Origin of the sequence: Pustulibacterium marinum, from assembly GCF_900116665.1 — a bacterium.
Taxonomy (GTDB): Bacteria; Bacteroidota; Bacteroidia; order Flavobacteriales; family Flavobacteriaceae; genus Pustulibacterium; species Pustulibacterium marinum.
Window position 1 is genome coordinate 128,563 of the sequence record NZ_FPBK01000010.1, and the last position, 26,134, is coordinate 154,696.

The following is a 26,134-nucleotide window of genomic DNA, read 5'->3' on the forward strand; positions in this document are numbered from 1 at the left end:
AAATTGTATTCTTTTTAGTTGTTTAAGTTGTTTGTTAACTGTCCTTCTGTATTCAATAATTCGTAGTAGGTTTTGGTAATATCTGCTTTAGCATTTGCCAAATCTATTTTAGATTGAAGTCTTTGAACATCTGCTTCCAACAAATCATTGGTGTCTACCAAACCATTATCATATTTATCTTTTACAATACGATAGTTCTCGTTGGCTTGCTCTTCAGATTTTGTATAGAGTTCTAGTTTTTTCAGTGCTAATTGATAGTTTCTTTTTGCATTTTCAACTGCTACTTTTACTTGATCATTGGCTAACTCAATAGAATATTGCAAGGTCTCTGCTTTGCTTTTAGCAGCTCTAATGTCACTCTTCGCTTTGAAAATATCTGATAGATTGTAAGAAACTCCAAGGCCTACGTTAAAAGCATTGCTAATGGTCAATGCATTTTTCACATTGGCACCTACATATCCACCAGAAAAGAAAAGCGTAGGGTAGTAAGCACTTTGCGCTACTTTAATTTGATTCATAGCTGCTTTTTGTTGTTGTGCCATGGCTTCAAGATCGTAACGAGTAATTTCTGTTGCAGGATTTTCTTCTGCAATACCAAAAGTACTATCGTTAATTTCTACAACAGTTCCAGCAGGAAGTTTCAATAAAGTAACCAATTGATAATTGATCATATATTGATTTTTCTTTGCTTCTTCTAGTGAAATTTGAATGTTAGATTCTTGCAATTCTGCTTTCAAACGATCGTTTCTAGCCAAAAGACCATTTTCTTCCATATTGGTAAAATCGGTAACGCGTTGTTTCGCACTTTTTAGATTCTCTTCAATCAATTCTACCATGCGGTTTGCTTTGTAGAGATTGATGTACCCTGTAATGGTTCTTAATGCAATAGCTTCTTTATCATTTTTAGCATTCAATACTTCAGCTTCATAATTGCTTTCGCCGGCTTTCACCATGTTGTGTAATTTGAAACCAGAGAAAAGCGGCATTTGAACAGTTCCCATTACAAATCCCATTTGATTTACATCTGGAAAAGCAGTGCCAGATTCTGTTCCTGCTTCTTCTTCTGATGTTCCTTGGCTAAATTTCAAGTTGATATTTGGCTCTGTTAAATACAAATACTGTCCGGAGATAGAAGCATCCGGATACTGATTGTTTTTGATAACACTTAACTCGCTGGCAGCAGTAGTTACTTTACTGTCCGCAATTTTTGCTTCGTCACTGTTTTCTAACGCGATGTTTACAGCTTCTTGGAGCGTTAATGGTTTTGTTTGTTGAGCCCTGATAAATTGACAACCAAATATCAAAACCAGTAACCATAAACTTCTAATTTTCATACGTTAATATTGCTTTAATGGTTTGTTGAACGTGCTTGTTTAGTGTAGTGAGAACAAATTCGTCTGCGCTGTTCTCATCTAAATTATACATGAGATGAAAAATTTTTTTGTTGTAATAGAAATAGAAATATGTTCCTAAAATTGTAGGTACAATGAGTGATATTTCTACATTTTTGGTAAAGGCGCCGGCTTTTTGACCACTTTTGATGAATTTTTCCAGAAGAATGTAATTCTCTTTTTTCCGATCAATAAATTTTTGAATGTCAAAGTTTCTGCAGTTGCTTGAATATTCATTATTGATAATTTTATGAACTCGGCGGTTTTTATGAATTCTTTGTACTAGTAAAGAAACCAACCGGTCTACTTTTTCAAACCAATCTAAATCTTCATTATGTACAATTTGATTGATTTCTAGTTTGAAGTCGGCCACTTTATGAGCGAAAAGTGTTTCGAGTAGCTTTTCTTTTGATCCAAAATAGTAGGAAATCATAGCCACATTTATATCTGCCTCTTTTGCAATATGGCGTACAGAAGTAGCATCAAACCCATTTTCGGCGAATAACTTCTCCGCAATGTCTAAAATTTGTAATTGTTTTTCATTTAAATCCATTGTCACATATAATTTGACACGACAAAATTAAACGTTTGTTTAAATTAAACGTTTGTTTAAAATGATAATTATCAATTTTTAACATTACAACGTTTTCTTTTTATGAAATCTCGGTCAGATTATTTAACAATGGAAAGTGCATCATCCAAACTTTTACATTTGGTGATGATAGTTTCTTTAAGGAAAAGTTTTTCAAACATCATATTCATAACACTACTGTCTTTATATGTAACAATGATGTAAGACTTTAAAACATATCGGTTTTGAAAGAAAGTTAACCAGTCCTGAGCTATAATGGAATAATCATAAATTCGATTGGAAATATAATGAGGCATACAACCTGTACCATAAAGTTTTTCGGCAAGTTTGATAACTACGGAAGCTTTTGACCAGTTGAATAATTCTTCTTCATGTATTTGACCAACTACAAAATCATCAAAGAAAAAGAAGTCCCCAAATTCAAGTTGATGAATTTCAAGGACTTCTTCTATAATATGGTGATCTTCTATTCGCAAAGTAGTATGAATGTTATTTTATCTAACGAAGGTAGCAAATTCAGAAGTTTTTTCGGTACCATTTTCCTTTAGAAATTTGATAAAAGCTGATCCAATAATCGCTCCTTTTGCATACTGAGTGGCCGCTTTAAAAGTTTCAGTATTGCTAATTCCAAAACCTACAATTTGTGGAGCGTTGAGGTTTAAATCTGCAATTCTTTTAAAATAGTCGGTTTGTGCACTTCCAAAAGAGTTTTTAGCTCCGGTAACGCCAGCCGAACTAACCATGTAGATAAATCCTTTGGAAATGGAATCAATGTATTTGATACGTTCATCACTGGTTTGTGGCGTTATTAAAAACGTATTGATGAGGTTGTATTGATTAAACAATGCTTCATATTCTTCGTGATATACATCTACAGGAAGATCAGGGATTATGAGTCCGTCAATGCCAATTTCTGCACATTTTTCACAAAATGCTTCCACGCCATATTGCAAAATCGGATTAAAATACCCCATGATAATCAAAGGAATCGAAACCGTTTTACGAATATCTTTTAATTGTTGAAACAAAATTTCGGTAGTCATTCCGTTTTTTAAAGCTTGTGTAGAACTCGCCTGAATGGTTGGTCCGTCTGCCAAAGGATCACTAAACGGTAATCCAATTTCAATCATATCAACTCCTGATTTTTCTAAGTTTTCAATAATGGTAACGGTATCGTTCAAATTAGGGTAACCTGCCGTAAAGTATATGGATAATAGCTTTTTATCTTCTTGTAATTTTTGCTGAATTCTGTTCATCTCTTATAAATTGAAATGTTTAATGTAGGTATCTAAATCTTTATCGCCACGCCCAGAAAGGTTGATGATCACAATATCTTCTGGTTGAAATTGTTTCTCTTTCAACACTGCAAATGCGTGCGAACTTTCAATAGCCGGAATAATGCCTTCTAACTTGGTTAGTTCCATGCCGGCAGTCATTGCTTGGTCATCCGTAATAGCAATAAATTCTGCTCTTCCGGTTTTAAACAAATGTGCGTGTAACGGACCAACTCCTGGATAATCCAATCCAGCAGAGATAGAATACGGTTCTGTGATTTGTCCGTCTTTCGTTTGCATCAACAAGGTTTTGCTTCCGTGAATAATGCCTTCTTTTCCTAAAATAGAGGTCGCAGCACTTTCGCCACTATCTACACCATGTCCGGCAGCTTCTACAGCAATAAGATTTACTTTTTCTTCATCCAAGAAATGATAGAAAGCTCCTGCAGCATTGCTTCCGCCACCTACGCAAGCAATTACATGATTCGGGAATTCAGTTCCTTCGTGTGTTAATAATTGCTTTTTAATTTCTTCGGAAACCACACTTTGAAAACGTGCTACCATATCAGGATACGGATGCGGCCCAACTACCGAACCAATAATGTAATGTGTGTCTACCGGATTGTTAATCCAATCACGAATAGCTTCGTTAGTAGCATCTTTCAGGGTTTTACTACCAGAAGTAGCAGCTACAACTTCTGCTCCCAACATTTTCATTCGAGCAACGTTTGGTGCTTGTCTGGCAATGTCAATTTCGCCCATATACACCACACATTGAATTCCCATTAACGCACAAACCGTAGCAGTAGCTACACCGTGTTGTCCGGCTCCAGTTTCTGCAATGATGCGAGTTTTACCCAAACGTTTTGCCATGAGAATTTGCCCAATGGTGTTGTTGACTTTGTGCGCTCCGGTATGATTTAAATCTTCTCTTTTGAGATAGATTTTAGTATTGTGTTTTTTAGATAAACGCGACGCAAAATATAGTGGAGAAGGGCGACCCACGTAATCTTTTAATAACTGATTGAATTCTTTTTGAAAATCTGGTTCTGCCATGATTTTCAAATAATTTTGACGTAGTTCTTCTACATTTGGGTATAACATTTCTGGAATGTAAGCTCCTCCAAACTCGCCGTAATATCCTTTTTCGTTAACGTGATAACTCATAATATCGTTCTGTTTAGTTGATGGTTGCCAATTGCAACTGCTCAATAAATAACTTTAACTCTTCTATATTTTTTAATCCAGGTTGTGTTTCAAATTTGCTGTTCACATCTATCGCAGCACATTTTTTGGCTTCTGGAATTTTTAAAAATTCTTGTAATTGCGGAATCGTTTCCAAACCAATGCCGCCACTTAAAAAATACGGTTTTTTAGCATTGTAATTTTGCAACACTTTCCAATCAAAAGTATACCCATTTCCGCCAGGTAATTTTCCTTTGGTATCAAACAGAAAATAATCTACAAAAGCTTCGTAAGGTTGTAATTGCTCAAAGTTAAAATTGTCTTTGATAGGAAATACTTTGATAATTTCTACTGAAGGGTTTTCAGTTTTCAACTTCTTGCAAAAATCAACTGATTCTTCTCCGTGCAATTGAATGGCTTTAAGACCAAATTCAACTATGTTTTCCTGAATTTCTTCCAAAGTAGCATTGACAAAAACCCCTGTTTTTTTAATGTTTGCTGAAATATCACCCATTTCACCATGAAAACAACGACTCGATTTTTCATAGAAAATAAACCCTAAGTAATCGGGTTGTAAAGCAGCGACTGCTTCCATATTTCCTTGATATTTCATGCCGCAAACTTTTAGCCTCACCCTAACCCTCTCCAAAGGAAAGGGGATTTTTTTATCTATGTTTGTTTTTTGATTCTTCATGTTTTATGTCATACAACTAGCAATCTTCTTTTAGAGAAGGTTTTGAATGAATTCGGTGGCGCTTGCTCCCGGATTATCGGTTTTCATAAAGTTTTCTCCAATTAAAAAACCTTTGTAACCAAATGGTTGTAACTCTTTTATTGCCGAAACATTGCTGATGCCACTTTCAGAAACCTTTACAAAATCATCTGGAATTTGAGTCGATAAACTTTTGCTGATGTCTAAACTTACCTCAAAGGTTTTTAAGTTTCGGTTGTTTACGCCTAACATATCTAAACTCGGCATGATCGATTTTTCTAATTCCTCTTGATTGTGAACTTCTAAAAGTACTTCCAGCCCTAAACTTTTAGCAAACTCAGAAAATTGCTTGATTTCTACTTGTGTCAGCACCGCTGCGATGAGTAGAATTACATCTGCTCCGTAAGCTTTAGCTTCTAACAATTGGTATTCATCTACAATGAACTCTTTGCGTAATAACGGTAAGTTTGAAGAAGCTCTGGCTAACAACAAATCGTCTAAGGAACCACCAAAATATTTACCATCGGTGAGCACAGACATTCCGCAAACTCCAGCCGTTTCATAGCCTTGCGCAACATCCTGAACATTCAATGCATGATTGATAATTTGTTTAGATGGCGATCTGCGTTTGTGTTCGGCAATAATGCCGCTGTTGCTGTTTTTTAAAGCTGTTGCTAATGAAAATGTTTCTCTACCAAAAAGTACAGAATTTTCTAATTGAGATGTTGGAATCAGCGATTTTCTCAAAGCGACTTCTTTGCGTTTATCGGCAACTATTTTATCTAAAATATTCATACTTAATTCTGACTTAATGTTTGCAATGTTTCGAAAGTTTTGAGTGCTTTTCCAGAAAGTAAGGTTTCTTTTGCCAGGTCAAAGCCTTCTTTTGAAGTGAAACCTTTTACAGTTGCAATGGCGGTTCCGGCATTGGCACATACCACATTGGTTTGTGCTTCGGTTCCTTTTCCGTTTAAAACATTCATAAAGATTTTCGCGGTTCCTTCAATAGTATCATCACCTTTGATGGCTGCTTGCGAATGTGCTTTTACACCAAAATCTTCCGCAGTTAGCATACGTTCTGCATTGTTGGTAATGGCTTTTGTTGTTCCGGTTAACGAAATTTCGTCATACCCATCTAACGCATGTAAAATGGTATAATTTTTATCTGTTTTTTGGTATAAATAACTGTACAAACGCGCCAATTCTAAACTAAAAACGCCTACCATTTGATGTTTTGGAAATGCCGGATTAATCATTGGTCCCAACATATTGAAAAATGTTTTAACACCCAATTCTTTACGGATTGGCCCAACGTTTTTCATTGCAGGGTGAAACAATTGTGCGTGCAAAAAACAAATGTTGGCTTCGTCTATGCTTCGCTTTAAAAAGTCGGCATCGCTGGTGAACTTAATCCCTAAATGTTCCATTACGTTGCTGGATCCACATTTAGATGAAACTCCGTAATTACCATGCTTTGCAACAGGAACTCCAGCTGCAGCAGTTACAAAAGAAGACAAAGTAGAAATGTTGAAGGTGTCTTTTCCGTCACCACCCGTTCCGCAAAGGTCAATAGTTTCTACACCATTTAAATCTACCGGAATACACAATTCTAACAAGGCATCGCGGAAACCTTCTAATTCATCGGTGGTAACGCTTCGCATCATATACACGGTTAAAAAAGCCGCAATTTGGCTGGTATTATATGCTCCGTTTGAAATATGAACCAACACATTTCTGGCTTCTTCTTTAGAAATGGTTTCGTGGTTAATTAATCGGTTTAATATCTCTTTCATTTTATTTTAGTTCAATATTAAAAGTTATCTGTTTACAATGATTCAATGATTAACTTTTAAGCCAATTCTCTAATATTTTCTTTCCGTCTGGCGTCAAAACAGATTCTGGGTGGTATTGCACACCGCAAACATCATACGCTAAATGTCGCATAGACATAATTTGTCCGTTTTCATCTACCGAAGTCACGCTTAGAACTTCCGGCAAATCTTCGTCTGCAACTACCCAGGAATGGTAACGGCCAACTTCAATTTCTTTCGGTAAATCTTTGAACAAAACATCATCTTTGGTAATGGTTACTTTGGTGGCCACACCGTGATACACTTTGTCTAAGTTGGTTAATTTACCTCCGAAAACTTCACCTATGGCTTGCAATCCTAGACATACTCCAAAAATGGATTTGGAAGGAGCATAGGTTTTTATAATATCTTTCAACAAACCAGCTTCATCTGGAATTCCAGGACCTGGAGACAATACAATTTTGTCAAATGGTTCAATTTCTTCTAAAGTAAGTTGATCGTTTCTTTTTACAACGACATCACAATCCAGATCTTCCAGATAATGAACCAAATTGTAGGTGAAACTGTCGTAATTATCTATCACTAATATTTTCATTATTTGATCTCTTTTGCTATTGCTACAGCTTTGGTTAAAGCTCCTAATTTGTTGTATACTTCTTGTAATTCGTTTTCTTCTTTTGATGCTGAAACAATTCCTGCTCCTGCTTGGTAATGCAATTCATGGTTTTTGCTTAAGAAAGTTCTAATCATAATGGCGTGATTGAAATTTCCGTGGAAATCCATAAAACCGATTGCTCCACCATAAAAATCACGATTGTTCTTCTCGTATTTTTCGATGAGTTGCATCGCCATGTGTTTTGGAGCACCACTTAACGTACCCGCAGGGAAGGTATCGGCAACTACTTGCATGGTTGGAATTTCTGGCTTTTTTTGCCCGGTAACTTTAGAAACCAAGTGAATTACATGTGAAAAATATTGTACTTCGCGGTAGGTGTCTACCGTTACGTTGGTTCCGTTTCGGCTTAAATCGTTTCTAGCTAAGTCTACCAACATTACGTGCTCGGCATTTTCTTTGTCATCTGCCGAAAGTTGTTTGGCCAATTCGGCATCTTTTTCATCGTTTCCGGTACGTTTAAAAGTTCCGGCAATAGGATGAATTTCTGCTTGATTGTCTTTTACAATAATTTGCGCTTCTGGCGAGCTTCCGAAGATTTTAAAATCTCCGTAATCAAAATAAAATAAATAAGGAGAAGGATTGATGCTTCGTAACGCACGATATACATTGAATTCGTCTCCTTTAAATTTTTGAGAAAAACGTCTGCTTAACACGAGCTGAAAAATATCACCTCGATGTGCGTGTTTTTTAGCTTCGCGAACATGAGCTTTGTACTCTTCATCGGTTAGAACCGAAGTAGGTTCGCCTTCCGGAGAAAAATTATAAGTAGCATAATTTCTACTTTGGATTAAGGTTTCTATGGAAGGAATATTGCTTTCGCTTTCAAAACAATGTGCAAAAACATAAGCATCGTTTTTGAAATGGTTGATGGCTATGATGTTTTGGTACACGGCATAATACACATCGGGAATATTGAGAGAAGTATCTTTTTTACTGATTTCTACATCTTCAAAATACTTTACCGAATCGTATGCCAAATACCCAAATAATCCATTATTGATGAACTTAAAATCGTTGTCTTCCGTTTTGAATTGTTTTCCAAAAGCATCAATTTCTTGAGGAATATTTACTGACTTATCAATTTGAATTTCTTCCGAAGTTCCATCAGGATAGGTTTTAGTCAATATTTCATTTTCAACTTTGATGGAAGCAATCGGGTTGAAACAAACGTAAGAGAAACTATTGTTGTTGGCGTGGTAATCACTACTTTCTAGCAAAATGCTATTGGGGTACTGATCTCTTATTTTAAGATAGATGCTTACCGGCGTAATAATATCGGCGAGCAAATGTTTGTAATGTGTTTGTAGTTGAAATGTTTTCATATCTTTTTCTTCAAATTTTTCCATAAAAAAAGGCTTGTCGTGATTGACAAGCCTTTTGTGTATTTAGATTAAACTATACTATAAGGTGTACTGCTCACGACGTTTGACGTAAGTTGTTCCACCACCAAGTATTGTTTAAAATTCTGTTCATATTCTATTTTGTTATTTCAAAAGTAGAAATCTTATTTGAGATACACAATATAAACGTTTCATAAAAAGTTAAATCCCGAAAAATTATTCGAGATTTAACACTTCTAATATATTTGGTTTGAGGGAAATATTTTTTTTAGAATTGAAGATCAACAACTAGGTCAAACTCATCATAGATAGTTTTATCACCTAAACCGTCGAAAAAGCTTCCAGAACCGTAACGAACGTCATATTTAGAACGGTCGATTTTTAACGTAGCAGTAGCTTTGCTTCCGTAAACAGACATGTCAAAAGTGATAGGCTCTGTAGTAGATTTGATAGTTAAATCACCAGTTACTTTGTAGCTGTTTTTACCTGTAGCTTTAACTTTAGTAATTTTTAAAGTTGCGTTAGGATATTTTTCAACTCCAAAGAAATCTTCAGATTTTAAGTGACCATCAAGTTTACCTTTGTACTCACCTTCTAGATCTGTAGAACCAATAGTAGTCATGTCTACTGTAAACTGTCCACCAGTTAATTTGTCACCGTCAAATTTCAAAGTTCCGCTTTTCAAGTCAACAGTTCCTTCGTGTGAACCAGTTACTTTATAACCTTTCCAAGTTACTGTGCTTTCTTCTGCTTTTACAGTTTTTGTTTGCGCGAATGCAGTTACTGAAACTACTAACGCCATTGCTAATGTTGCTAATCTTTTTTTCATTGTTTTTAAATTTTAGTTTTAAATATAATTATAGTGTAGTGAATAATTTCTCTGTTGATTTTCTAACCTTCACATATTCTTGCGTTTGGTCTTCTGTGCTTCTATAGCCGATTGTTGCAATTACAGCAGCGTGTAATCCTTTTTCTTCTAAACCTAGGATTTTATCAAAACCTGTAGCATCAAAGCCTTCCATAGGACAAGCATCAATTTTCATATTTGCAGCAGCTGATAGTAAATTTCCTAAAGCAATGTAACATTGTTTTTCAGCCCAAATAGCTTTTTCCTCTTTGGCTCTGCTTACAATAGCCCCGTTGATCATGTTACTAAAACCTTCCAATTGTTCAGTAGGAATTCCTCTGGTTTCCCCTACATTTTCCATGTATTCAGTCACGTCTTCTGCGGTAACATCTGCTTTTGCAGCAAAAACAACTACGTGAGAAGCTTCTGTTAATTGTGGTTGATTGTAAGCGGCTGTTCTTAATTCTTCTTTGATTTCTGGACTTTCAATAACAAAAATCTCGTAAGGTTGCATTCCGTAAGAAGAAGCAGAAAGTCTTACAGCTTCTTTTAAAGTATCAAGATCTTTTTTGCTAATCTTTTTAGATTCATCGAATCTTTTGGTGGCGTAGCGCCAGTTTAAATTATCAACGTAAGTACTCATGTTTAGTTTCTTATTTTTTCTAATAATTCGTTTAATTCTTCTAATTCTTTTTCGTTCAATTTATCTGTGAAAGAATCTTCGTGTGCTAACACAAGAGGATCTAAAATTTCTAAAAGTGCTAAACCTTTTTCAGTGATAAGCACTTCCATTTTTCTTCTGTTTTCTTCGCAGACTTGTCTTGTGGCTAATTCTTTTGAGATTAGTTTATCCACCAAGCGGGTAGTGTTGCTAGTTTTTGCAATCATACGTTCTTGTAACACGCACATGTTTGCAGGTTTTCCTTTTTGACCTCGTAAAATTCTTAAAACATTAAATTGTTCTGTAGAAATATCGTGTTCTTTTAAAATGGAATGAAGTGTTTCCGCAATTTTGGTTTGCGTAAGTAAAATGTTGAATATTACTTTTTTTGATAAAGTAATGTTTTGCGTTTTTACTATTTCTTCAATCTTCATTTGTTTTTACAATATTTGTATGTACAAATGTATGTTATTTGTATATACAAGTGCTTAATGAAATGTTAATTTTTTAAAGTTTATTTTAATTTGGTGATAAAGACTTTTAAAGTTATGATAAAGCTGTTTTAAGAGTGTTTGAAGAAAGTTAGCTTTATGTAAAACTTTTATATGAATACATTTTTACAAGATTGGAGCCAGGCAGCTTATACCAGTGTAGGTTTTTTTTGGATGGCAATTTGGGCTTTTGTTTTAGGTTACCTTATAAGTAGTATGATACAAGTTTTTGTAACAGAAAAGAAAATGCAAAAGGCCATGGGAGCACAAGAGGGTAAAGGTGTGCTGCTGGGAAGTATTTTTGGATTAATTAGTAGCTCTTGCAGTTTTGCAGCTTTGGCAACAACAAAATCTTTGTTTAAAAAAGGTGCAAGTTTTATAGCTTCTATCGCATTCCTGTTGGCGTCTACAAACTTAGTTATAGAATTAGGGATTATAATTTCTATATTTCTTGGTTGGCAATTTGTTGTGGGCGAATACATAGGAGGAGTTCTATTGATTTTGATATCATGGTTGTTGATTAAAATTTTCAATCCTAAAAAGTTAATAGAGAAGGCCAGAAAAAATTTAGGAAATGATGATGAAGATATGGATGATGATGGTTCTAAATCTTTTGTTCAAAAAATAAAATCTGAAGAAAACTGGGCCAAAGTTTCAAAGCAATATGGAATGGAGTGGAAAATGGTTTGGAAAGATGTTACTGTAGGTTTTACTATTGCAGGTATTGTTGCTGCTTTTGTTCCAGATTCGTTTTTTCAAACGCTCTTTATAAATTCAGGAAGTGGAAATACAGACTTTAGCTTTCTGGAGATATTAGAGCATATTATTGTTGGGCCGGTTGTGGCCTTTATTACGTTTATTGGTTCTATGGGGAATATTCCCTTGGCAGCTCTTTTATTTGGAAAAGGAGTGAGTTTTGCTGGAGTTATGGCATTTATTTTTAGCGATTTGGTCGTGTTTCCTGTGTTGAGGATCAATGCAAAATATTATGGCTGGAAGATGGCGCTCTTTATTCTTCTTTTATTATTCGTTTCTTTAATAGGTGCATCATTACTTTTACATTATGGATTTGATCTTTTTGGTGCTTTGCCAGATCCTTCTCAAGTACATATTCAAGATCAGAAATATTTTAAAATCAATTACACCTTTTTCCTTAATATTGGTTTTCTATTGATTTCAGGATATCTAATTTATTTGGGCTTCTTCAAAAAGAAAGATATGATGTATATGAAAGAAATGGCTCCCAAAAGTAAATTACTAGAGAAGATTTTAAAATATGCAGCCTTGGCTTGCTATGTTTGGTTAGCTGGTGGACTTATTATTAAATTCTTTCTATAATCTATATGAATACGCTAAAAATAAAATTGCACTCGCTTACCAGTTTTGTTATTTTTGAAAAAAAATTAAACTATGAATTTACCACAAGACGATTGGGCTACACAATATGAAAAGGATGATAATTCTTTTTTATTAGATGTAAGAACTGCTGAAGAATTTGACGAAGTGCATATTCCTGGAGCTACGAATATTGATATTATGAAAGGACAAGGATTTATCTACAGTGTAGAAGAATTAGATAAATCTAAAAACTATTACGTGTATTGCCGTTCTGGTGCTCGCAGTGCAAAAGCTTGTCAAATAATGAGTGAGCTTGGATTTGAAAACGCCTATAATCTTTTGGGTGGAATTATGGAATGGGAAGGTGAAACAGAATAGATTTTCTAAAAAATATATAGTATAAAAATCCTGCATTTGCAGGATTTTTTTTATTTTCAGAAAATGAAAGAAGATTTTTTACATTTTCTGTGGCGTTTTAAAAAGTTGTCATTGAACAACTTAAAAACTTCTCTTGGTGAAAGTGTAGAGATTCAAAAATTTGGAAGTTACAATACTTTGGCTGGGCCAGATTTCTTCAACGCAAGTTTGGTTATTGCAGGTCAACATTGGGTAGGCAATGTAGAAATGCATTTAAAATCTTCAGATTGGTTTGCGCATGGACATGAAAAAGACCCGAATTACAACAATGTGATTTTGCATGTGGTTTGGGAAGATGATGTAGAAATTTTTAATGCAAATAATCAACCTGTACCAACTCTTTTATTGAAGGATTATGTTTCTCATGATTTGCTGAATTCTTATCAAAAGTTCATTTACCATTCCTATAGTTTTATTAATTGTGAAAATGAAATTACTTCAGTAGACGATTTTATTTTGAGCAATTGGAAAGAACGTCTTTTTATTGAACGATTAGAGCAAAAATCGATTTTAATTAAAGAGCTATTGTCGAAGTCAAAGAACAATTGGGAGGCAGTTCTTTTTCAATTATTGATGAAGAATTTTGGTGGAAATATCAATGGCGAATCCTTTTTAAGTATTGCTCAAAGTTTTGAGTTTGCAACATTTCAAAAATCAACTCAAAGTTTAAAGCAATTAGAGAGTTTGCTATTTGGCCAAGCATTATTGCTCACTTCAGAAATTCCTTCTTCTTACGAGAAGAGTCTTCAAGATGAATATAAATTCCTGAAATCTAAATTTCAGCTATCAAATTTAGGAGTTTTGAGTCCGCAGTTTTTCAAATTGCGACCACCAAATTTTCCAACAATCCGTTTGTCTCAATTGGCTAATTTGTATGCAAGTCATTCACAAATATTTTCATTATTAATGACTACTACAAACAGATCAGATTTACAGCATGTTTTAAAGGTAAGCACTTCGGAATTTTGGAATACACATTATACCTTTTCAAAAGAATCAAAAAGAGTAAAGAAGACAGTTTCAGATGCGTTTATAAATTTGATCATCATCAATACGATTATTCCACTTCAGTTTTGTTATCAGCAATCTAAAGGGAAATTGGATACTGAAATTTTATTGAAGTTAGCAGAAGAAATTCCTTCCGAAAAAAATACCGTTATCAATAATTTTTCAAAGTTGAAAATCGCTTCAAATTCTGCTAAAGATTCACAATCCTTACTTCAATTGTACAAGCAATATTGCAGTAAAACACGCTGTTTACATTGCGCTGTGGGAACAAAATTGATGAAACCCTAAAAAGCTTGTGGTAAAGTGAGCGTAATTAGTATATTTACGGTATGAAATGGTTTCAGAAAACAAAATATTTTTTTGAGAAACACGGGTTCGAGGTTTCTTCTCGACTTGCAGATCGACTTGGAATGAAAGCAAAAAATGTACGTTTGTTTTTCATTTATGTTACGTTTGCCACTTTTGGTGTTTGGTTTGCCGTTTACCTTACGTTGGCTTTTTTGTTGCGTTTAAAAGACCTAATCTATACCAAAAGAACATCGGTATTCGATCTATAATTTATGTTTAAACTTTTTAGACCTCGCCTTTTTATAGCTATTATTTTACTTCTGGCAGTTTTTGCTAGTGGAATTGTTGGCTACAAAATTATTGCGGGTTACAGTTGGGTAGAAGCGGCGTATATGACCGTGATTACCATATCTACTGTTGGTTTTAGCGAAATAAGACCTACAGATGAGCCTACCAAAATATTTACCATCATACTTATTCTTTCAGGACTTTTTATTTTGGGTTTCGCAGTGTCTGTGGTTACCGAATATTTATTGGCAAGAAGTACTTTTCATAACGTTAAATACAGAAGAATGAAAAAGAAAATAGATACGCTTAAAGGTCATATCATTATTTGTGGTTATGGACGAAATGGAAAGCAAGCTGCTGAAAAACTTAAAGCTTACAAAAAGCCTTTTGTGATTATTGAAAAGGATGAAGAAGTAGCTAATTCTTTTGATGAAGAAACCTTATATATTTTAGGAAATGCAAATGAAGATGAAACGCTTTCCAAAGCAGGAATTGAACAAGCAGATTGTTTAATAACAGCTTTGCCAGAGGATGCCGACAATCTATTCATTGTACTTTCGGCAAGACAGTTAAATAAGAATTTAAAAATAATCAGTAGAGCTTCCGATGAAACGTCTTTAAAGAAACTGAAACTAGCCGGAGCTGATAAAACTGTAATGCCCGATAAAATTGGAGGAGACCACATGGCCTCCATGGTAGTTTTACCAGATTTGGTAGATTTTATGGATACGCTGGCGTTTGAAGGGCAATCAAAAATTAACTTAGAAGAAATTTCTATTGATGATATTTCGAAAGGTCAACAAATCAAATCCATTCTAGATTTAGATATTCGTAAAAGAACGGGGTGTAATGTAATAGGTTACAAAAAGCCGAATGGCGAATACATTATAAATCCTGAAAGTACTTTATTACTGGAACCCAATTCTAAAATTATAGTGTTGGGAAGGCCAGAACAGATTCATAAATTGAATGAACTTTTCCGTTTAGTGTAAAAGGTAAAAACGGCAGAATTAAGAATTTAAATTTGATTTTGAGTTAAATTTTTATGAAATTGCCGCGACTTTTTAGCTAAATTTTAACAACAAACTAATTTGATAAATATCTTTTATGAGGAATAAACTTCTTTCAATTTTAATGGCGATTTTTCCGATTTTCACATTCGCTCAAGAAAGCCAAAGTATAGGAGAGAAAATTAACGATGCATTTGCTGAGTATACAGCGCCTATTGTTAATACCATTTTCTATCCTATAACCATTTCTGGAAAGGAAATGCCTATAGTAATTATCATTCTTTTATTAGGAGCACTTTTCTTTACCATCTACTTTAAAGGAGTAAACTTCCGTTATATGACAGTATGTCTTAAGACAGCTTTCGGAAAATACGATCACCTTGATGCGCACGTTCCTGCTGATGAGGATATAGAGGTGAAAAATGGCGAGATTCAAGGAGCAGTAAAACTTGAAGGAGAAGTGCCTGGAGAGGTAACGCACTTTCAAGCATTAACAGCGTCCCTTTCTGCAACTGTAGGGTTAGGTAATATTGCCGGTGTAGCTGTAGCAATTGCACTTGGAGGTCCTGGAGCAACTATTTGGATGATTCTTGCAGGTATTCTTGGAATGGCATCAAAATTTGTAGAATGTACCCTTGGTGTAAAATATAGAGAGATTGATAGTGAAGGAAAAATTCACGGTGGACCAATGTATTACCTAACAACCGGTTTCAAGGAAATGGGAATGAAAGGTTTTGGTAAAGTGTTGGCCATATTTTTTGCTATCATGTGTATCGGTGGATCTTTTGGGGGTGGAAACATGTTCCAGTCAAACCAAGCCGCTTCACAGATGATTGATCTTTTTGGGTTTGAAAATCCAAACGCTGGACTTTTCTTAGGATTAGGAATGGCAATCATCGTAGGTCTTGTAATTATTGGTGGTATTAGCCGTATTGGTAAAGTAACTGAGAAAATTGTTCCAATTATGGCTTTGATTTATATTGGAGCAGGTTTAATCATTATTCTTATCAATTATGATATGGTTCCTTTTGCTTTTGGGCAAATTTGGGACGGAGCTATGAATCCAGATGCCGCTTTTGGTGGAATCATTGGAGTATTGATTGTAGGTTTTCAAAGAGCTGCTTTCTCTAACGAAGCTGGTGTAGGTTCTGCATCTATTGCACATGCCGCAGTAAAAACAAGATACCCTGCTAGTGAAGGTTTAACTGCTTTGTTGGGGCCATTCGTAGATACGGTAATTATTTGTACCATGTCTGCAATTGTAATTGTAATTACCAATGCGAAACACAATATTTTTGAGTACGGTCAAGTAGATGGTTCCAATGTAAAATTGAACGCTACTGGAGAATTACTTGGAGGTGTAGATCTTACTTCTATAGCTTTTGATTCTGCAATACCACACTTCTCAATTGTATTGGCAATCGCAGTAGTTTTATTTGCAATTTCAACTATGATCTCTTGGTCATATTATGGAATTCAAGCTTGGAAATATCTTTTTGGTAAGAGTAAAGCTTCCGATATTAGTTATAAAATTTTATTTTTAGTATTCTTAGTAATCGGATCTTCTGCAAGTTTAGATGCCGTTGTAGGATTTTCAGATGCAATGATCTTCGCTATGGTATTTCCAAATATCATTGGTTTAGTAGCACTTTCACCTAAGGTTAAGAAAGAAATGATCAAATACTTCAATGCTATTAAGATCGATAAGATGGATGCTGAAATTAATGAAGACGATGCTGTTGTGAAGCAAGTGAAATAATAGACAGTTTACATATGAAAAATATAAAATCCCATTTCAGTTTTGATAGAAAAGACCGAAATGGGATTTTTGTTTTATTGTGTGTCATTGTGATTATTCAGGTTTCCTATTTTTTCTATAAACAAAATATTTCGTCTAATAGTGAGACTTCTATTTATGATGAGGAATTAAGCATGGAATGGCAGGCTGCTATAGATAGTGCGAACACAGAGAGCAAAAAACCGAAACCCTATATTCCAAAACCTTATAACCCTAATTTTATTTCGGACTATAAAGGATCTCGATTGGGAATGTCTGTAGAAGAGATAGACCGTTTACATGAATTTCGAAAAAAAGATCAGTACGTAAATTCAGCTATCGAATTTCAGAATGTAACCAAAATATCAGATTCGTTATTGCATGCAATGACTCCCTATTTTAAATTTCCAGAGTGGACGCAACAAAAGAAAAACTACAATAATACATATACCAACTTTTCTAAAAAGGAAGAAGAGAAGATAGAAATAAAAGATATCAATACGGCCACTAAGGAAGATTTAATGGCAATTAAAGGAATTGGTGAAGCCTATTCTACTAGGATTTTAAAAAGGAAAAATGAAATCAATGGGTTTCTCGTGAATGATCAATTGTATGAAGTTTGGGGAATGGATTCTTTGGTTATAGAAAAAATATTAGAACGGTTTCAGGTTTTAAATCCACCGATTGTAGAAAAGCAGAATCTTAATACCATTTCACTAAAACAACTCCAAAAGAATCCCTACGTAAATTATTACGATGGAGTTGCCATATTAAAATATCGAAGTAAAGTAGGGAATATAACTTCGTTTCAAGAGTTGGAACAGCTTACCAATGTAAAACCTCTTACAATAAAAAGACTTCCTTTATATTTTTATTTAGAAAATGAATAGAAATAAGAATGGCAAAAAACTGTAGATTTGCTATTCTTCATTAAACAAATCAATAACGATTATGGAATTAGATGCTACTTTAGAAATGAATTTTGAATTTTCTGAAACACAACAAATGGTAGCTTCTGCAGCTAAGGATTTTGCAGAACAATACATTAAACCATTTGTTATGGAATGGGACGAAGCTCAAGTTTTTCCGGTAGATGTTTTTAAAAAGGCTGGAGAATTTGGTTTTATGGGAATTCTTGTTCCTGAAGTTTATGGTGGTTCTGGTTTAGGTTATCATGAATACATTGCTATTATTGAAGAAATTTCTAAAGTGGATCCATCCATTGGATTATCTGTAGCGGCACATAATTCGCTTTGTACAAATCATATTTTAAGTTTTGGTACAGAAGAACAAAAACAAAAGTGGATTCCAAAACTAGCTGCTGGAGAATGGATTGGAGCTTGGGGATTAACCGAGCACAATACGGGGTCAGATGCAGGAGGAATGAATACTACTGCTATAAAGGATGGTGACGAATGGGTGATTAACGGTGCGAAAAACTTCATTACCCATGCTGTGAGTGGTGATATTGCAGTAGTGATTGTGAGAACTGGAGAAAAAGGAGATAGTCATGGAATGACGGCCTTTGCAATAGAAAAAGGTACGCCAGGTTTTACAAGTGGCAAAAAGGAAAATAAATTAGGAATGCGAGCCAGTGAAACGGCCGAATTAATTTTTCAAGATTGTAGAATTCCAGATGCAAATAGATTGGGAGAAGTAGGAGAAGGATTTATTCAGTCTATGAAGATTTTAGATGGTGGAAGAATCTCTATCGGTGCACTTTCTTTAGGTATTGCAAAAGGTGCGTATGAAGCTGCTGCAAAATATGCCAAAGAACGCGTTCAATTTGGGAAACCGATTAGTGCTTTTCAGGGAATTTCTTTTAAACTAGTTGATATGGCTACAGAAATAGAAGCTTCGGAATTATTCTTGCATAAAGCGGCTTATTTGAAAAATGCTGGTAAACCCGTTACCAAGATAAGTGCTATGGCAAAAATGTATGCTTCTGAAGCGTGCGTGAAAATTGCTAATGAAGCAATTCAAATTCACGGAGGCTATGGTTATACAAAAGATTTTCCTGTGGAAAAATTTTATAGAGATGCAAAACTTTGTACTATTGGAGAAGGTACTACAGAAATACAAAAGGTTGTAATCGCAAGAAAGCTACTCAAATAGGAGTAGCTTTAAAAAGTTATCAACACTACAACGTTTAAGTTGAGTGTGATTTAGTTTAATTCTTTTTATACGGTTTAATATTGTTAAGTTTATAAAAATTAAACCGTAAAATTATGAATAAATCAATTATCGCTAAAATTGGCTTAATCGCACTAACTTTTGCTGCATGTCAGGAAGAATCCTTGACAGTAGAAGAAACTAACAATTCCGAACTCACGCTGGAAGTGAATTCAGATCTTAATGTCTCTGGTATGGGATCTGGAGTTATGATGCAAGCATTCTATTGGGATGTTCCTGCCGGTGGTATTTGGTGGGATACCTTAAGTACAAAAATCAATGACTGGTCAAATGCAGGAATCGATGCTATTTGGTTGCCACCAGTGAGTAAAGCTCAAAATGGACCTTTTTCAATGGGGTATGATCCTTTTGATTATTTCGATTTTGGAAGTTATAATCAAATGGGTAGTGTCGAAACTCGTTTCGGTTCAACTACAGAACTTCAAAACTTAATTTCTACAGCTCATAACGCAAACGTTTGAGTGATTGCGGATATTGTAATTAATCATAATAGTGGAGGACAATATGAGTACAATCCTTTTGTAAGTGACAGTACTTGGACTGATTTTCAGCCTGCATCTGGAAATTTTGTGCGCTCTTATTATGATTACCATCCAAATGATTACCATAACAATGATTATGGAGGATTTGGTGGTTTTCCAGATTTGTGTCACCATAAATCATATGTTCAAGATTGGTTATGGAACAATAGCAATTCTGTTGCAAAATATTATAAAGATGTAATGGGGTTTGATGGTTGGAGATTTGATTATGTGAAAGGATTTGAGCCGTGGGTAGTAAATTCATGGTTAAACTCTGTTGGAGGTTTCGCAGTAGGAGAGTATTGGGATAGTAATGTATCAACACTTGATTGGTGGACAACTGAGTCCAACGCAAGTGCATTTGATTTTGCTTGTTACTATGCAATGAGAGATGCCTTCAATGGGAGCGATCTAACAAAGTTGAATAATGATATGTTATGGAAAGTAAGTGGAACCAAGGCTGTAACTTTTGTGGCTAATCATGATACCGATGAAATTTATACTGATAAATTACTGGCGTATGCTTATATTTTAACTCATGAAGGATATCCAACTATGTTCTATAGAGATTATGAAGAATGGCTAGATAAATCAAAACTGAACAATTTAATTTGGATTCATAATAACTTGGCTTCGGGAAGTACAGAAATTTTGCATGTAGATAACGATGAATATATAGCCAAAAGAAATGGATATAATTCAAATGGACTTGTGGTTTACATCAATAATAGTGATTCTTGGTTAGAACGATGGATTCCTACAAACTGGAGTAATACTACTATAAAAGATTACACTGGAAACTCTAGTTGGGAACCTACCACACAATCTGGATCTTGGGTTAAAATACAAGCACCACCACACGGTTACACGGTGTGGTCTGTAAAATAATTAAAAAAAAGTTTGTCATATAAATAAAAGATGTAAATTTGCGGCCATCAAATGAAAGGAGGTGGTAAAGACATGTTAATAATTCCAATTAAAGAAGGAGAGAATATCGATAGAGCGCTTAAGCGTTACAAAAGAAAATTCGACAGAACTGGAACAATGCGTCAGTTAAGAGGTCGTCAGCAGTTTACAAAACCTTCTGTAGAAAAAAGATCGCAAATTCAAAAAGCACAATATGTTCAGCATTTGAGAGATCAAGACGCTGTATAATTGTAGCAAAATAATAGTAAAATCCCGCATTAGCGGGATTTTTTTGTTTACATTGTATTCAACTTATCGTAGGTATGGATTCTTTTGAGGCATTTATTCAATACTTAACTGCAGAGAAAAATTATTCTCCACACACTGTATTGGCATATAAAAAGGATTTAGAATCATTTCAGAGATTCTTAATTGAAAAATTTAATGATGATAATTTAGAAGCTGTACATTATTCTCAAATTAGAAGTTGGATTGTAGAATTGGTGACTCAAGGAATTAGTAACCGCAGTATTAATAGAAAAATTTCTTCATTAAGAGCTTATTATAAGTTTCTCTTAAAAATCAAAAGAATTAAGTCTACACCTTTAGCTAAACACTCAGCGCTAAAAGTTGCTCAAAAAACTGAGATACCATTTTCTCAAAAAGAAATAGATCAAGTACTTTCTATACTTCAGGAGGATTCTTCGTTCGTAGGAGTGCGAAACAAATTGATGGTGGAACTGTTTTATGCTACCGGTATAAGGCGAGCAGAATTGATTAATTTGAAACTTTCAGATATCAACTTTGAACAACAAACAATCAAAGTATTAGGTAAACGAAATAAAGAGCGAATAGTTCCTTTGCTTTCATTTGTATTGAAGACATTGCAGATATATGTTATTAAATATAACGATATCGTAAAAAAAGAAGATGAAAATTATTTATTTCTTTCTGAAGGCGGAAATAAAATTTCAGAATCGCTTGTTTATCGAGTAATAAATAATTACTTTAGTATAGCATCATCGAAGGAAAAAAAGAGTCCGCACGTATTAAGACACACGTTTGCAACTCATCTTTTGAATAATGGTGCCGATTTGAATTCTGTGAAAGAGCTGCTAGGGCACGCAAGTTTGGCTTCAACTCAAAATTATACACATACAAGTATAGCTGAGTTAAAAAAGAACTATGCTAAAGCCCATCCAAGGAACAAGGATTAGCCTTTTTGCAGAATTTTTTAATATAATGTTGAACTATTAAATGTAGAGATTATGAAAGTAAACATGCAATCTGTAAATTTTAATGTAGATGGAAAATTAGTTGATTTCATCCAGAAAAAATTAGACAAACTAGAACACTTTTATGACAAGGTTATTTGTGCCGATGTGTATTTGAAAGTACAGAATACTAGTCAAAAGGAAAATAAAATTATAGAAGTGAAGGTTGCTGTTCCTGGTGATGAGTTTATGGTTAAGAAGCAATGCAAAACATTTGAAGAAGGGATTGATGCTGCTGCTAGCTCTTTGGAAAGAGTGCTTGTAAAGCGAAAAGAAAAAGTGAGAGTACAAGCTTAAAAATAAAATTTTTCAAAAAATGTTTTGTTTAAAAAAATAAATATATACATTTGCAGTCCGTTAGAAATAGCGGACTTTTTTTATGTAATAGTGCCGATGTAGCTCAGCTGGCTAGAGCAGCTGATTTGTAATCAGCAGGTCGTGGGTTCGAGTCCCTCCATCGGCTCTAAAAGTTCTGAAGAAAATATTGATTTATTGGGGAGATACTCAAGCGGCCAACGAGGGCAGACTGTAAATCTGCTGGTTTTACCTTCGCAGGTTCGAATCCTGCTCTCCCCACAATTTTTGCGGGAGTAGCTCAGTTGGTAGAGCGTCAGCCTTCCAAGCTGAATGTCGCGAGTTCGAACCTCGTCTCCCGCTCAAAGAAATTACGCTATGCGTATATTGGCCGACGTAGCTCAGGGGTAGAGCGCTTCCTTGGTAAGGAAGAGGTCACGGGTTCAATTCCCGTCGTTGGCTCATGTTTAGCAAAATTTTGAACACTAATATATAACTAAGATTAAAATTATTAAATCATGGCAAAGGAAACTTTTGATCGTTCCAAACCGCACTTAAATATTGGTACTATTGGACACGTAGATCACGGTAAAACTACCTTGACTGCTGCTATTACTACTGTATTAGCAAATGCTGGTCTTTCTGAATTACGTTCATTCGATTCTATCGATAACGCTCCAGAAGAAAAAGAAAGAGGTATTACTATTAATACTTCTCACGTTGAGTATCAAACTGCTAACCGTCACTATGCGCACGTTGACTGTCCTGGTCACGCCGATTACGTTAAAAACATGGTAACTGGTGCTGCTCAGATGGATGGTGCGATCTTAGTAGTTGCTGCAACAGATGGTCCTATGCCACAAACTCGTGAGCACATTTTATTAGGTCGTCAGGTTGGTGTTCCAAGAATTGTTGTATTCTTGAACAAATGTGATATGGTTGATGATGAGGAGTTATTAGAGCTTGTTGATATGGAGGTAAGAGAATTACTTTCTTTCTATGAGTATGATGGTGATAATGGTCCTGTAATCCAAGGTTCTGCTTTAGGTGCATTGAATGGTGAGCAAAAGTGGGTTGATTCTGTTATGGAATTAATGGAGGCTGTTGATAACTGGATTGAATTACCACAACGTGATGTTGATAAGCCATTCTTAATGCCAGTAGAAGATGTATTTACAATTACTGGTCGTGGTACTGTAGCAACAGGACGTATCGAGACAGGGGTTGCTAATACTGGAGATCCTGTAGAAATTATCGGTATGGGAGCTGAAAAATTAACTTCTACTATTACAGGGGTCGAGATGTTCCGTAAAATTTTGGATAGAGGTGAAGCTGGTGATAACGTAGGTCTTTTATTGAGAGGTATCGAGAAATCTGATATCAAAAGAGGTATGGTTATCTGTAAGCCAGGTTCTGTAAAACCACACTCTAAATTCAAAGCTGAGGTTTATATCCTTAAGAAAGAAGAAGGTGGACGTCACACTCCATTCCATAACAACTACCGTCCACAGTTCTATTTAAGAACAACAGACGTTACAGGTACTATTTCTCTTCCTGATGGAGTTGAGATGGTTATGCCAGGTGATAACTTAACTATTACTGTTGAGTTGTTAAGCCCAGTAGCTTGTTCTGTAGGTTTACGTTTCGCTATCCGTGAAGGTGGTAGAACAGTAGGTGCTGGTCAGGTAACTGAAATTTTAGACTAATTAAGTTTAATATATAAAATCAAAGGTGCTTCTTTGAAGCGCCTTGATTTTTGAAAAACGGGTGTAGTTCAATGGCAGAATAGCGGTCTCCAAAACCGTTGATGGGGGTTCGAATCCCTCCACCCGTGCAAATTAAAGATAATAAAATGGCTGGTTTTGTAACTTATATAAAAGAATCATTCGAAGAGTTAAAGCATAATGTTACATGGCCTACATGGGCTGAGGGGCAAAAACTTATGGTGGTTGTTGCTGCCTTTTCTGTTGTTTTTGCTTTGGCTGTTTTTGGAGTAGATAAGATATTAGAGAATTTGATGTCTCTATATTTTGGACTATTTAATTAATCTTATTAAAACCTAGTAACTATGGCAGATGCATTAGCAAAACAATGGTATGTAGTAAGGGCTGTAAGTGGTCAGGAAAATAAGGTTAAATCTTATATTGAAAATGAAATTTCACGTTTAGGTTATGCTGATTATGTAGAGGATGTTTTGGTTCCTACAGAAAAAGTAGTGCAAATTCGTAATGGGAAAAAAATAAACAAGGAAAGAGTTTATTTTCCAGGATACATTATGGTGAAGGCTAATCTTGGTGGTGAAGTGGTACATATTATAAAATCAATAACTGGTGTTATCGGGTTTTTAGGAGAAGTTAAGGGAGGGGATCCTGTTCCTTTAAGAAAATCTGAAGTTAACAGAATGTTAGGTAAGGTAGATGAATTGACTGTGAAAACAGATAATGTTGTTATTCCTTACACTGTTGGAGAAACTATCAAGGTTATTGATGGTCCATTTAATGGTTTTAACGGAACTGTTGAAAAGGTTAATGAAGAGAAACGTAAACTTGAGGTGATGGTTAAGATTTTCGGTAGAAAAACACCATTAGAGTTAAGTTACATGCAAGTAGAGAAAATTTAAATTATATATGAAAAGAGTGGTGCTTCCAATTTAGAAATCACTCTTTTTTTAAATTGTAAACAATGGCAAAAGAAGTTAGTAAAGTAGTTAAACTACAAGTTAAGGGAGGTGCTGCGAATCCGTCGCCACCGGTTGGACCTGCTTTGGGAGCTGCCGGAGTTAACATCATGGAGTTCTGTAAGCAGTTCAATGCTCGTACACAGGACAAACCAGGGAAAACCCTTCCAGTTGTTATCACCGTGTATAAAGACAAGTCATTTGACTTTGTTATTAAAACTCCACCAGCAGCAGTTCAGCTAATGGAAGCGGCTAAGATTAAAAAAGGATCCGGAGAGCCAAACCGTAAAAAGGTAGCTGATGTAACTTGGGAACAAGTGAAAGTTATCGCAGAGGACAAAATGCAAGATCTTAATGCATTTACTATCGAATCAGCAATGAGTATGGTAGCAGGTACAGCAAGATCTATGGGATTAACTGTATCGGGTGATAAGCCTTTTTAAATCTTAAAAGACTGGAAAAATGGCAAAATTGACAAAAAAGCATAAAGAGGCATTAGCTAAAATTGAGACGAATAAATTATATTCTCTTCAAGAGGCTTCCTCTTTAGTAAAAGAAGTAAGCTACGTAAAGTTTGATGCATCTGTAGATGTAGCTGTACGTTTAGGAGTAGATCCACGTAAAGCAAATCAAATGGTAAGAGGTGTTGTTACATTACCTCATGGTACTGGTAAAGATGTTAAGGTTTTAGCATTAGTTACTCCAGACAAAGAAGCAGAAGCTAAAGAAGCTGGTGCAGATTACGTAGGCTTGGATGAGTATCTTCAGAAGATTAAAGAAGGTTGGACAGATGTAGATGTTATTGTAACTATGCCATCTGTTATGGGGAAATTAGGTCCTTTAGGTAGAATCTTAGGTCCTAGAGGTTTAATGCCAAACCCTAAAACTGGTACTGTAACAATGGATGTTGCTAAAGCTGTTGCTGAAGTAAAAGCTGGTAAAATTGACTTTAGAGTTGATAAGACTGGAATTGTTCACGCTGCTATCGGTAAATCTTCATTTACTCCAGAGCAAATTTTCGGAAATGCTCAGGAATTGATTCAAACATTAATTAAAATGAAACCAACTGCAGCTAAGGGTACATATATCAAGTCTATCTTTGTGTCTAGCACAATGAGTCCTGGTATTCCTGTAGATCCTAAAGCAGTTTAATTGGTAGTTAA

Annotated in this window: 29 protein-coding genes, 5 tRNA genes and 1 pseudogene; 22 read left to right on the forward strand and 13 right to left on the reverse strand. The window is 35.0% G+C overall.

Annotated features, from left to right (window positions below; translation table 11 throughout):
* Window positions 1–14: 14 nt before the first annotated feature.
* From BM383_RS13220 to BM383_RS13280, 13 genes are all read right to left on the reverse strand, one after another.
* Entirely contained in the window at window positions 15–1,334 is a 1,320-nt protein-coding gene (locus tag BM383_RS13220) for a TolC family protein (RefSeq protein ID WP_093025621.1), read from the reverse strand.
* Window positions 1,324–1,944, reverse strand: a complete 621-nt coding sequence (locus BM383_RS13225; RefSeq protein WP_093025622.1) for a TetR/AcrR family transcriptional regulator — start codon at window positions 1,942–1,944, stop codon at window positions 1,324–1,326. Before BM383_RS13225 ends, BM383_RS13220 begins: the two co-directional genes overlap by 11 nt.
* Window positions 1,945–2,063: 119 nt before the next feature.
* Window positions 2,064–2,459, reverse strand: coding sequence for a hypothetical protein (locus BM383_RS13230; RefSeq protein ID WP_093025623.1), 396 nt, complete (start codon window positions 2,457–2,459; stop codon window positions 2,064–2,066).
* An 18-nt stretch (window positions 2,460–2,477) separates the two neighbouring features.
* Window positions 2,478–3,239, reverse strand: a complete 762-nt coding sequence (gene trpA, locus BM383_RS13235) for a tryptophan synthase subunit alpha (protein WP_093025624.1) — start codon at window positions 3,237–3,239, stop codon at window positions 2,478–2,480.
* Window positions 3,240–3,242: 3 nt separating this feature from the next.
* Window positions 3,243–4,424 (reverse strand): tryptophan synthase subunit beta, encoded by a 1,182-nt coding sequence (gene trpB / locus BM383_RS13240; RefSeq protein WP_093025625.1) that lies wholly within the window; start codon window positions 4,422–4,424, stop codon window positions 3,243–3,245.
* A 13-nt stretch (window positions 4,425–4,437) separates the two neighbouring features.
* Complete coding sequence (locus BM383_RS13245; protein ID WP_093025626.1) at window positions 4,438–5,055, reverse strand: phosphoribosylanthranilate isomerase; 618 nt, start codon at window positions 5,053–5,055, stop codon at window positions 4,438–4,440.
* Between the two features lie 111 nt (window positions 5,056–5,166).
* Window positions 5,167–5,949: an indole-3-glycerol phosphate synthase TrpC gene (gene trpC / locus BM383_RS13250; RefSeq protein ID WP_093025627.1), complete on the reverse strand. Its 783-nt coding sequence runs from the start codon at window positions 5,947–5,949 to the stop codon at window positions 5,167–5,169.
* A gap of 2 nt (window positions 5,950–5,951) precedes the next feature.
* Window positions 5,952–6,947, reverse strand: a complete 996-nt coding sequence (gene trpD / locus BM383_RS13255) for an anthranilate phosphoribosyltransferase (protein WP_093025628.1) — start codon at window positions 6,945–6,947, stop codon at window positions 5,952–5,954.
* Window positions 6,948–6,996: 49 nt separating this feature from the next.
* The gene (locus BM383_RS13260) at window positions 6,997–7,563 is read right to left on the reverse strand and encodes an anthranilate synthase component II (RefSeq protein WP_093025629.1); all 567 of its coding nucleotides are present in this window, start codon (window positions 7,561–7,563) and stop codon (window positions 6,997–6,999) included.
* Window positions 7,560–8,963, reverse strand: a complete 1,404-nt coding sequence (locus BM383_RS13265; RefSeq protein WP_093025667.1) for an anthranilate synthase component I family protein — start codon at window positions 8,961–8,963, stop codon at window positions 7,560–7,562. Before BM383_RS13265 ends, BM383_RS13260 begins: the two co-directional genes overlap by 4 nt.
* A gap of 286 nt (window positions 8,964–9,249) precedes the next feature.
* Complete coding sequence (locus tag BM383_RS13270; RefSeq protein ID WP_093025630.1) at window positions 9,250–9,810, reverse strand: YceI family protein; 561 nt, start codon at window positions 9,808–9,810, stop codon at window positions 9,250–9,252.
* Between the two features lie 28 nt (window positions 9,811–9,838).
* Window positions 9,839–10,471, reverse strand: coding sequence for an NAD(P)H-dependent oxidoreductase (locus tag BM383_RS13275; RefSeq protein WP_093025631.1), 633 nt, complete (start codon window positions 10,469–10,471; stop codon window positions 9,839–9,841).
* Window positions 10,472–10,473: 2 nt separating this feature from the next.
* Window positions 10,474–10,923, reverse strand: a complete 450-nt coding sequence (locus BM383_RS13280; RefSeq protein ID WP_093025632.1) for a MarR family winged helix-turn-helix transcriptional regulator — start codon at window positions 10,921–10,923, stop codon at window positions 10,474–10,476.
* Between the two features lie 171 nt (window positions 10,924–11,094).
* Here BM383_RS13280 and BM383_RS13285 point away from each other — a divergent pair, with 171 nt between their 5' ends.
* The 22 genes and pseudogenes from BM383_RS13285 to rplA all read left to right on the forward strand — a co-directional run bounded on the left by BM383_RS13285 (window position 11,095) and on the right by rplA (window position 26,123).
* On the forward strand, window positions 11,095–12,318 hold the full coding sequence (locus tag BM383_RS13285; protein ID WP_093025633.1) for a permease: 1,224 nt from the start codon (window positions 11,095–11,097) through the stop codon (window positions 12,316–12,318).
* 72 nt (window positions 12,319–12,390) lie between these two features.
* Window positions 12,391–12,696 carry a rhodanese-like domain-containing protein gene (locus BM383_RS13290; RefSeq protein ID WP_093025634.1) on the forward strand — a complete coding sequence of 102 codons (306 nt, stop codon included), beginning with the start codon at window positions 12,391–12,393 and terminating at the stop codon, window positions 12,694–12,696.
* A 63-nt stretch (window positions 12,697–12,759) separates the two neighbouring features.
* Window positions 12,760–14,031, forward strand: coding sequence for a DUF2851 family protein (locus tag BM383_RS13295; protein WP_093025635.1), 1,272 nt, complete (start codon window positions 12,760–12,762; stop codon window positions 14,029–14,031).
* 41 nt (window positions 14,032–14,072) lie between these two features.
* Window positions 14,073–14,300 carry a PspC family transcriptional regulator gene (locus BM383_RS13300; protein ID WP_093025636.1) on the forward strand — a complete coding sequence of 76 codons (228 nt, stop codon included), beginning with the start codon at window positions 14,073–14,075 and terminating at the stop codon, window positions 14,298–14,300.
* Between the two features lie 3 nt (window positions 14,301–14,303).
* On the forward strand, window positions 14,304–15,311 hold the full coding sequence (locus BM383_RS13305) for a potassium channel family protein (protein WP_093025637.1): 1,008 nt from the start codon (window positions 14,304–14,306) through the stop codon (window positions 15,309–15,311).
* Window positions 15,312–15,426: 115 nt separating this feature from the next.
* Window positions 15,427–17,088: an alanine/glycine:cation symporter family protein gene (locus BM383_RS13310; RefSeq protein ID WP_093025638.1), complete on the forward strand. Its 1,662-nt coding sequence runs from the start codon at window positions 15,427–15,429 to the stop codon at window positions 17,086–17,088.
* 14 nt (window positions 17,089–17,102) lie between these two features.
* Window positions 17,103–17,996, forward strand: a complete 894-nt coding sequence (locus BM383_RS13315) for a helix-hairpin-helix domain-containing protein (RefSeq protein WP_093025639.1) — start codon at window positions 17,103–17,105, stop codon at window positions 17,994–17,996.
* 85 nt (window positions 17,997–18,081) lie between these two features.
* Window positions 18,082–19,221, forward strand: a complete 1,140-nt coding sequence (locus tag BM383_RS13320) for an acyl-CoA dehydrogenase family protein (protein WP_093025668.1) — start codon at window positions 18,082–18,084, stop codon at window positions 19,219–19,221.
* A gap of 113 nt (window positions 19,222–19,334) precedes the next feature.
* Window positions 19,335–20,708, forward strand: a pseudogene (locus tag BM383_RS13325) (alpha-amylase).
* Between the two features lie 72 nt (window positions 20,709–20,780).
* Window positions 20,781–20,975: a 30S ribosomal protein S21 gene (gene rpsU / locus BM383_RS13330; RefSeq protein WP_093025669.1), complete on the forward strand. Its 195-nt coding sequence runs from the start codon at window positions 20,781–20,783 to the stop codon at window positions 20,973–20,975.
* Window positions 20,976–21,049: 74 nt separating this feature from the next.
* Window positions 21,050–21,943, forward strand: a complete 894-nt coding sequence (locus tag BM383_RS13335; protein ID WP_093025640.1) for a tyrosine-type recombinase/integrase — start codon at window positions 21,050–21,052, stop codon at window positions 21,941–21,943.
* Window positions 21,944–21,994: 51 nt separating this feature from the next.
* Entirely contained in the window at window positions 21,995–22,297 is a 303-nt protein-coding gene (gene hpf, locus BM383_RS13340; protein ID WP_093025641.1) for a ribosome hibernation-promoting factor, HPF/YfiA family, read from the forward strand.
* Window positions 22,298–22,389: 92 nt separating this feature from the next.
* Window positions 22,390–22,463 (forward strand) — tRNA-Thr (locus BM383_RS13345).
* A 31-nt stretch (window positions 22,464–22,494) separates the two neighbouring features.
* Window positions 22,495–22,576: transfer RNA gene (locus BM383_RS13350), tRNA-Tyr, on the forward strand.
* Window positions 22,577–22,584: 8 nt separating this feature from the next.
* Window positions 22,585–22,657: transfer RNA gene (locus BM383_RS13355), tRNA-Gly, on the forward strand.
* A 27-nt stretch (window positions 22,658–22,684) separates the two neighbouring features.
* Window positions 22,685–22,756 (forward strand) — tRNA-Thr (locus BM383_RS13360).
* A gap of 56 nt (window positions 22,757–22,812) precedes the next feature.
* On the forward strand, window positions 22,813–24,000 hold the full coding sequence (gene tuf, locus BM383_RS13365; protein WP_093025642.1) for an elongation factor Tu: 1,188 nt from the start codon (window positions 22,813–22,815) through the stop codon (window positions 23,998–24,000).
* A 57-nt stretch (window positions 24,001–24,057) separates the two neighbouring features.
* Window positions 24,058–24,128, forward strand: a tRNA-Trp gene (locus tag BM383_RS13370).
* Window positions 24,126–24,341, forward strand: coding sequence for a preprotein translocase subunit SecE (gene secE / locus BM383_RS13375; RefSeq protein ID WP_394331593.1), 216 nt, complete (start codon window positions 24,126–24,128; stop codon window positions 24,339–24,341). Before BM383_RS13370 ends, secE begins: the two co-directional genes overlap by 3 nt.
* 21 nt (window positions 24,342–24,362) lie before the next feature.
* Window positions 24,363–24,914, forward strand: coding sequence for a transcription termination/antitermination protein NusG (gene nusG / locus BM383_RS13380; RefSeq protein ID WP_093025643.1), 552 nt, complete (start codon window positions 24,363–24,365; stop codon window positions 24,912–24,914).
* Window positions 24,915–24,976: 62 nt separating this feature from the next.
* On the forward strand, window positions 24,977–25,414 hold the full coding sequence (gene rplK / locus BM383_RS13385; RefSeq protein WP_093025644.1) for a 50S ribosomal protein L11: 438 nt from the start codon (window positions 24,977–24,979) through the stop codon (window positions 25,412–25,414).
* Between the two features lie 19 nt (window positions 25,415–25,433).
* Window positions 25,434–26,123, forward strand: a complete 690-nt coding sequence (rplA, locus tag BM383_RS13390) for a 50S ribosomal protein L1 (RefSeq protein WP_093025645.1) — start codon at window positions 25,434–25,436, stop codon at window positions 26,121–26,123.
* Window positions 26,124–26,134: the final 11 nt, after the last annotated feature.